Consider the following 6689-nt stretch of genomic DNA (forward strand, 5'->3'; position numbering starts at 1 on the left):
TCTATGCCGCAACTTTTGTGACGAGTATCATACTGATGGGGTGAATTGGCGCCCCCGGGTTATCCCTAATGGGGTATACCACCAGGCCACTACATGTAGGGGGTCTCGTCCACCCGATACACAAACATCGTTCACTCCGGGACAAAACCGAGTGGTCGTCCGTCCGGACGTATTACCAGCTGGGTATTCGTCTGTCTGGCGCGGTGTGCTCTAATCTGTTTTGCGGTCCGCGCCGTGACTTCCCGATTCCGCTAAAGCGTTGCTATATATAGCAGAGGGGGCACCGGTTCGCCGACGAGATATACCCGACTAAAAGAGTCGGGGATACCCCGTAAAATGTGGGCGTATTCTACTGATGAATGGCCAGAATGCAAATCATTAATGCACCGATAAAAAACAGGGCCGAGGCGGTTGCCGCCTATGACCTGAACAATGACACCGCCTATCGACAGTGGCGGGATCAGCGTCTGGCTGACTATCCGGCCAGCGCCGCACAACTGCGTGTGTCGCTGGCCGATCCCGCTAACCTGAGCGAGCATGAACATGCCCGCCTGCGCGAGCAGGTGCAGCGCTGCAACATGGCAATCTATCAGGCCGATCCGGCGACCGAGCGCGAGGCGATCCGGGCGCTGGGCCGACAGCTGGGACTCGAGCGCCTGGACGGGAATCTGTGCGCCGACGAGGACAGCATTACCGCGCTGCAGGTGATCCCCAACGGGCGCCAGCGGGGGTATATCCCCTACAGTAACCTGCCGCTGAGCTGGCACACGGACGGATACTATAATAAGGGCGATCAAATGATTCGGGCCATGCTGCTGCATTGCGTCCGGCCGGCCGCCAGCGGGGGCGAGAATGCCCTGCTGGATCATGAAATGGCCTACATCCACTTGAGAGATACCAATCCCGCCTATATATCGGCCCTGATGGCGGCCGATGCGATGACCATTCCGCCCAATGTGGAGCAGGGTGTCGAAATTCGCGGGGCGGTGAGCGGGCCGGTATTTTCCGTCGATGCACAAACCGGCGCGCTGCATATGCGCTATACCCACCGCCAGCGCAACATCGAGTGGAAAGCCGACAGCCTGACCCTTGAGGCGGTCGCCTGTTTGCGTGAATTTCTGGCCAGCGATTCGCCGTATATCTTTCGCTATCGCCTGGCCCCCGGGGAAGGTGTCGTGTGTAACAATGTGCTGCACAGCCGCAGCGGCTTCGACGACGACCCGGCGCAGCCGCGGTTACTCTATCGGGCGCGCTATTACGATCGCATCAGCGAGACATGAAAACAGTGACTCTCGCAGAGATGCAGAGCCCGCAACGCAAACAGGGAATTAAATTACATTACTTTGCGTTCTCTGCGTCCTGGCGAGAGAACAGCAAAATTAACAGCAAAGAGAAAGACTCTCGCAGAGACGCAGAGCCCGCAACGGAACAGGACATTAAATTATATTGCTTTGCGTCTCTGCGTCCTGGCGAGAGAGCACTCAATTCACAAGCAACAGGACAGGATTATGCTCTGGTTAAGTGAAGTATTACTGCAAAACCACGATCTGGAAAGTTTCGAACAGCTTGAAAAAGTGATCGTGGAAAAAGCCCAGGAAGGGGAAATGTTTTTCCGGATGGATGTCAAGCCGCCGTTTCAGGATACCCCGGAAAACTGGGAAGAACGCCTGGAAGCGGTCTTTACCGCCCGGACCTGAATAAGACGCGAGGTATCATCACGTGTTCTGGAGTGAAGAGAACGACGAACAGGAACAATTTGTTGTTCCCGAGAATGTGCTGGATGTGATCTTTGACGTGCAGGATTGTCCCTGTCTGCCGGCCGAGCACGCCTATTCCCTGTCGCAGGCCCTGCATGAGGCGCTGCCCTGGCTGTACGAGGAGGAGCGGGTCGGTGTCCATCCGATTTACGGCGCGGAGAGCGGCAATGGCTGGCAACGGCCAGAGGATCCCGATGCACCGATTTATCTCTCCCGTCGGCAAAAAATGACTTTGCGCGTCCCGCGCGAGCGGGTCGATGAGGCCCTGCAGTTGTCCGGACAAACTCTCGAAATCGATGGTTACAGCCTGACGGTGGGGAAAGCCAAAACCCGCCCGTTAAGTGATTTGCCGACCCTGTTTGCCCGCAGTGTGGCGACCGAACCGGGACTGAACGAAGATGAATTTCTGGCCCGGATTGCCGGGGAGCTGCGTGAGCTGGATGTCCAGGCCAAAAAGATGATGGCCAGTATCGAGCGCGATATCCGCACACCCGACGGCCCGCTGCATACCCGCGGCCTGATGCTGGCCGATCTGAAGCCGGAGGACTCGGTACGCCTGCAGGAAACCGGGCTGGGGCCCCACCGCAAGCTGGGTTGTGGCCTGTTTGTCCCGCAAAAAGGGATCAAGGCGGTCTGAATCACGGTCAATATGGCCGAAAACTCACGAAAAGTATTCACCCTGTCGCCATTTTTTGGTTTAATAAGCGCCCTTTAATATTCGGCAATTGTAATTTTCGATAGGGTTTATTAATACTGACTTGATATTACAGGGGACAAAGAAAAATGGCTTACGAACTGAACGGCAAGACCATTGAGACCAACGAAAATGGCTACCTGCTCGACCATAACGATTGGAACGAGGAGCTGGCCCAGGTGATCGCCAACGAAGAAGGCCTTGGCGAGCTGACCGACAAGCATTGGGATATCATCAATTACCTGCGTGATGAATATATCAACAATGCCGGGACCCAGCCCAATGAGCGGACCATCCTCAAGGCCATGGGCGAAAAGTGGGGGGCCAAGATCGGCCAGAAGGATACTTTCGCGCTGTTCCCCAAAATGCCGTCCAAGCAGGGTGGCAAGGTCGCCGGCCTGCCGGAAAGCCGACGCAAGGGCGGTTATTAATTCCGGCATAGACCAAAAGTGATATAGGCGGGGCAGGTTCGGCCTGCTACATTGAGCCCACATCACGAATTCAGATCCTACTATTTATATATAGAATAGAGAGCGAGGTACCCGCTATGAGCTCAAAGGCAGAAAAGATCGCCAAATTGATCGAAATGCAGAAAAAATTCATTGAATACGAACAGACCCACGGTGTTGATCCCAAGGATTACTACGCGCCGGAATCCGGCCATACCCTGGACGGCTACCGTCAGGAATACCGTGATCTGGCCATGGACGTCCTGGAAGAAGCTCACAAGCAGGTCGGTTCCAAAGCCTTCAGCTAATCGCCTCACCGCGAAATAGCTAAGAAAAACGGGGCCTTGCGCCCCGTTTTTCATTTAAATCCTAAGTATAGATTCGAGAAGAAATCAGTCCGCAAATGAACGCGAATTCACGCAAATAGAATTCATGGTTTGCGTTTATTTGCGTGTTTTGCGGATAAGCTTTCTAGATCTCGGCCCACATGCGGAACAGGTTTGAATAGGCGATATCGACCTGTTTTGTCTCCTCCTCATCCGGACGTTGCTGTAACAGGCTCTCGCGGGCCTGGTTGAGGCCGTAGAGGAGTTCGCGCTGTGCCGGGTCGCGGATCATGCTCTGGGCCCAGGAGACGGCCACCAGCCGGGCGCCCCGGGTGACTTCGGCCACGTGATGCAGGCTGGAGGAGGGATAGACCACGGCCTGGCCGGCCGGCAGTTTGATCGACTGGCTGCCGAAACTGGTGCGGATCACCAGCTCCCCGCCGTCATATTCCCCGGGCGCGTTGAGAAACACCGTTACCGATACATCCGAACGATAGCGCCCCTGGGCCGGTCCCATAATCGCGTCGTCCACGTGGTCGCCGTAGGCCATGCCCGGTTGATAACGGGCGTAGTAGGGGGCGGCGATTTTCGCCGGCAGGGCGGCAGCCTGGTACAGGGGATGTTTTACCAGATTCCCCATCAGCAGGTTGTTCAACTGCTCGAGTTGTTGTGCGTCGGCGGCCACCTCCTCGTTCTGTTTGACCCGTTTGGCCGCCATACCGGCGGAGAGTTTGCCGTCGACGAAAGGGGCGTTGTCCAGCACGGAACGGATATAGTCGAGACGCTGTTGATCGAGCACATCGGGTATTGTCACAAGCATTACGTGGTGTCTCTGTGGAAGGGATTCGTTACAATACTATCAAATTCATGCCGGTCGACGCGCTGGCAAACAGGAGCACGCAATGATACTGACTGTAATGGCGGATGGACAAAGTATTCCGCTGGAAGTACCGGACAACATGCTGAATGAAGCCAGGCCGATGTTCGACAAGATGGATGCCGACATGGATAACGGCTGGCAGATGGGCCGGGACTGGCTGGAGAATCCGGGTCCGGAACAACGCTGTCAGATCGCCGCCGACAAGTTGCTGACCGCGCTGGAAACGGACAATCCCAATATGGCGCAGATGATGGCCGCCTATATTCTCAGCAAGGCACCGCATGTCGAAACCGTGGTGATCGACACCAACGGCGAACTGACCGAAACCCATTTCATGTAATCCCCTCTGACGGGTCGTGCGCCAGCCGATCCGGTTTCTCCTCCCTGTTTCTCCCTTTCCTTACTCTCTAATCAGGGTAAACCCTTAGTTCTCACAGGGATAACCCTGAGTCGATTTGACTGCATCTCCTTGAAATTCTGCGGCTTTTTTTCTATTAACCTAAAGAACATAGTGGTATAAACGCTAAGGTAATAACAAAGGCGTCGTGGGGAAGCTACGAGGTCTCGGCGCGATAGTGAACGAACTTTTCTGCACGGCACATGGGAGTCCGGCGTCATGAAAAAGAACTATCCGATTACCGGCCAGGAGCGTGATTATCCGGCCAATCTGAATATCCTTTCGACCACCGATCCAAAAGGCGTTATCACCTATGTGAACCCCGACTTTTGTGATGTCAGCGGGTTCACCTCCGAGGAGTTGCTGAAAAAAAGCCACAACATGGTGCGCCATCCGGAGATGCCGTCCGCGGCCTTCGAGGATTTGTGGCAAACCATCAAATCGGGCCAGCGCTGGATGGGGCTGGTGAAAAACCGGTGCAAAAACGGCGATCATTACTGGGTCGATGCCTATGTGACACCGATTATGCGCGACGGCAAGGTAGTCGAATACCAGTCCGTACGGGTCAAACCACAGCGGGATCAGGTTCGTCGGGCCGAGCGTCATTATGCGGCCTTGAGCAATGGCAAAATGCCGCGGCAGGCCACCCGGACGCGTTTCGGCCTGCGCAGCCGGTTACTGGCCGTGACTGGCGTGTCGCTGTTACCGGTGCTGGGAGCCGTGCTCTGGAGCGACTCACAGGCCTGGCAGCTGGGTTCTTTATTGCTGGCCCTGCTTATCGCCGCGGCCCTCAACCAGCTGGTGACCGCTCCGCTGCGCAAGGCGGTCCGTCAGGCCCGGGAGATTATCGACAAGCCGCTGATGCAGGCGATCTATACCGGACGGCGGGATGAAGCCGGCACACTGCAACTGGCGTTCAAATTCCTGCATCAGGAAGTGATTGGTATGGTCGGGCGGATCGCCGATTCCAGCAATCGCCTGCATGACATGTCCGGCAACGTCACCTGCGCCATGCAGCAAAGTTCCGGCGCGGTGGAGCAACAGTCGGCCGAGACCGAGCAGATTGCCACCGCCATCAACGAACTCAATGCCTCGTCCCAGGAAGTGGCCAGCAGTGCCTCTCAGGCTGAAGGTGCCGCGCGCCAGGCCGCGACGGCGGTGACCCGCGGCAAAGAGGTGGTGGAACAGAACATCGCCACCATCCGCGGTTTATCGCAGGAGCTGAACAATGCCAGCGAGACCGTGCGGGCACTCGGCAGTGACACGGACAATATCAGCAAGATCATCGACATGATTAACGGCGTGGCGGAACAGACCAATCTGCTGGCGCTCAATGCCGCGATCGAGGCTGCCCGGGCCGGGGAACAGGGTCGGGGCTTCGCCGTGGTCGCGGACGAGGTGCGCATGCTGGCCCAGCGCAGTCAGGAGGCGACCCAGGAAATCCAGGGTATGATCGAGCAGTTACAGGGCCGTGCCCGTCAGGCTGTGGAGGTCATGGACAAAAGTCAGGCCGAGACCGAACGCAGTGTCGAGCAGACCGGCGAGGCGGGCGATGCCCTGAGCGAGATCGATGAATCGGTGCGTTCGATTAATGACATGAACAGCCAGATTGCCACCGCCGTCGAAGAACAATCCACGGTGATCGAAGAAATCAACCACAACATGGTTAATATCAACGATCTCGCGAACCAGAACTCCACCAGCATGCAGCAGATGCAAGAGTCCTGTCAGTACTTGCTGCAAACGGCCAAAAACATGGAATCCCTGGTGGATCAATTCTGGGCCAAGTAACGGGAATAACAGGGCCGAGGGACGAGTTACGAGGGTCGAGGAAGATCAAAACCTTGCAACCACGAAGGCGCGAAGATACGAAGAAAAAGTACTGAAATTTCAATCAGGATGCTTCGCGTCTTCGTGGTGAAGTGTCAACAGGTAGGTGTGACAAAGCGGTAGCGGTGTTCGGCAATCTGGCATTTGTTAACCAGATCCGAAGTCTTCTGTTTTTTTCAGGCTACGGGGTTGAACGCAGAGGACGCGGAGACGCAGAGGCGCGGAGAAAGCGGGCCTTTGTAAGGCATTTCTTGATAGTTGATCCCCCCTTAATCCGGTGCCGTGCCAACTCGATTGAATCATCAATAATTACTCTGCGACTCCGCGCCTCTGCGACCTCCGCGTTTTATTCCAGA

Annotated in this window: 8 protein-coding genes; 7 read left to right on the plus strand and 1 reads right to left on the minus strand. The window is 56.1% G+C overall.

Going from position 1 to position 6689, the window contains the following annotated elements; genetic code table 11:
- The first annotated feature begins 368 nt into the window (after positions 1-368).
- The 5 genes from RI563_RS06080 (at position 369) to RI563_RS06100 (ending at position 3208) form a co-directional block, all read left to right on the plus strand.
- Entirely contained in the window at positions 369-1280 is a 912-nt protein-coding gene (locus RI563_RS06080) for a TauD/TfdA family dioxygenase (protein WP_310693472.1), read from the plus strand.
- A gap of 228 nt (positions 1281-1508) precedes the next feature.
- A complete protein-coding gene (locus RI563_RS06085) occupies positions 1509-1697 on the plus strand; it encodes a sulfur relay protein DsrC (protein ID WP_310693473.1) in 189 nt (62 codons plus the stop codon).
- Positions 1698-1719: 22 nt separating this feature from the next.
- The gene (gene cas6 / locus RI563_RS06090) at positions 1720-2394 is read left to right on the plus strand and encodes a type I-MYXAN CRISPR-associated protein Cas6/Cmx6 (protein ID WP_310693474.1); all 675 of its coding nucleotides are present in this window, start codon (positions 1720-1722) and stop codon (positions 2392-2394) included.
- 146 nt (positions 2395-2540) lie between these two features.
- Complete coding sequence (locus RI563_RS06095; RefSeq protein WP_310693475.1) at positions 2541-2882, plus strand: TusE/DsrC/DsvC family sulfur relay protein; 342 nt, start codon at positions 2541-2543, stop codon at positions 2880-2882.
- 116 nt (positions 2883-2998) lie between these two features.
- Entirely contained in the window at positions 2999-3208 is a 210-nt protein-coding gene (locus RI563_RS06100) for a hypothetical protein (RefSeq protein ID WP_310693476.1), read from the plus strand.
- 163 nt (positions 3209-3371) lie between these two features.
- On the opposite strand, the gene RI563_RS06105 is transcribed toward RI563_RS06100, so the two are convergent.
- Positions 3372-4046 carry a Fe2+-dependent dioxygenase gene (locus RI563_RS06105; RefSeq protein ID WP_310693477.1) on the minus strand — a complete coding sequence of 225 codons (675 nt, stop codon included), beginning with the start codon at positions 4044-4046 and terminating at the stop codon, positions 3372-3374.
- Between the two features lie 82 nt (positions 4047-4128).
- Between RI563_RS06105 and RI563_RS06110 the strand changes: the two genes are divergently transcribed.
- Together RI563_RS06110 and RI563_RS06115 are read left to right on the plus strand one after the other, a co-directional pair.
- The gene (locus RI563_RS06110; protein WP_310693478.1) at positions 4129-4446 is read left to right on the plus strand and encodes a hypothetical protein; all 318 of its coding nucleotides are present in this window, start codon (positions 4129-4131) and stop codon (positions 4444-4446) included.
- Between the two features lie 276 nt (positions 4447-4722).
- Entirely contained in the window at positions 4723-6294 is a 1572-nt protein-coding gene (locus RI563_RS06115; RefSeq protein ID WP_310693479.1) for a PAS domain-containing methyl-accepting chemotaxis protein, read from the plus strand.
- Positions 6295-6689 lie beyond the last annotated feature (395 nt).

This window comes from Thiohalophilus sp. (assembly GCF_031581315.1).
In the GTDB taxonomy this organism is placed as follows: Bacteria; Pseudomonadota; Gammaproteobacteria; order UBA6429; family Thiohalophilaceae; genus Thiohalophilus.

Bases quoted from the DNA above. Each gene is read 5' to 3' on its own strand.
- RI563_RS06080 (WP_310693472.1), top strand. From the start codon at position 369: ATGCAAATCATTAATGCACCGATAAAAAACAGGGCCGAGGCGGTTGCC.
- RI563_RS06085 (WP_310693473.1), top strand. From the start codon at position 1,509: ATGCTCTGGTTAAGTGAAGTATTACTGCAAAACCACGATCTGGAAAGT.
- RI563_RS06095 (WP_310693475.1), top strand. From the start codon at position 2,541: ATGGCTTACGAACTGAACGGCAAGACCATTGAGACCAACGAAAATGGC.
- RI563_RS06100 (WP_310693476.1), top strand. From the start codon at position 2,999: ATGAGCTCAAAGGCAGAAAAGATCGCCAAATTGATCGAAATGCAGAAA.
- RI563_RS06105 (WP_310693477.1), bottom strand. From the start codon at position 4,046: ATGCTTGTGACAATACCCGATGTGCTCGATCAACAGCGTCTCGACTAT.
- RI563_RS06110 (WP_310693478.1), top strand. From the start codon at position 4,129: ATGATACTGACTGTAATGGCGGATGGACAAAGTATTCCGCTGGAAGTA.
- RI563_RS06115 (WP_310693479.1), top strand. From the start codon at position 4,723: ATGAAAAAGAACTATCCGATTACCGGCCAGGAGCGTGATTATCCGGCC.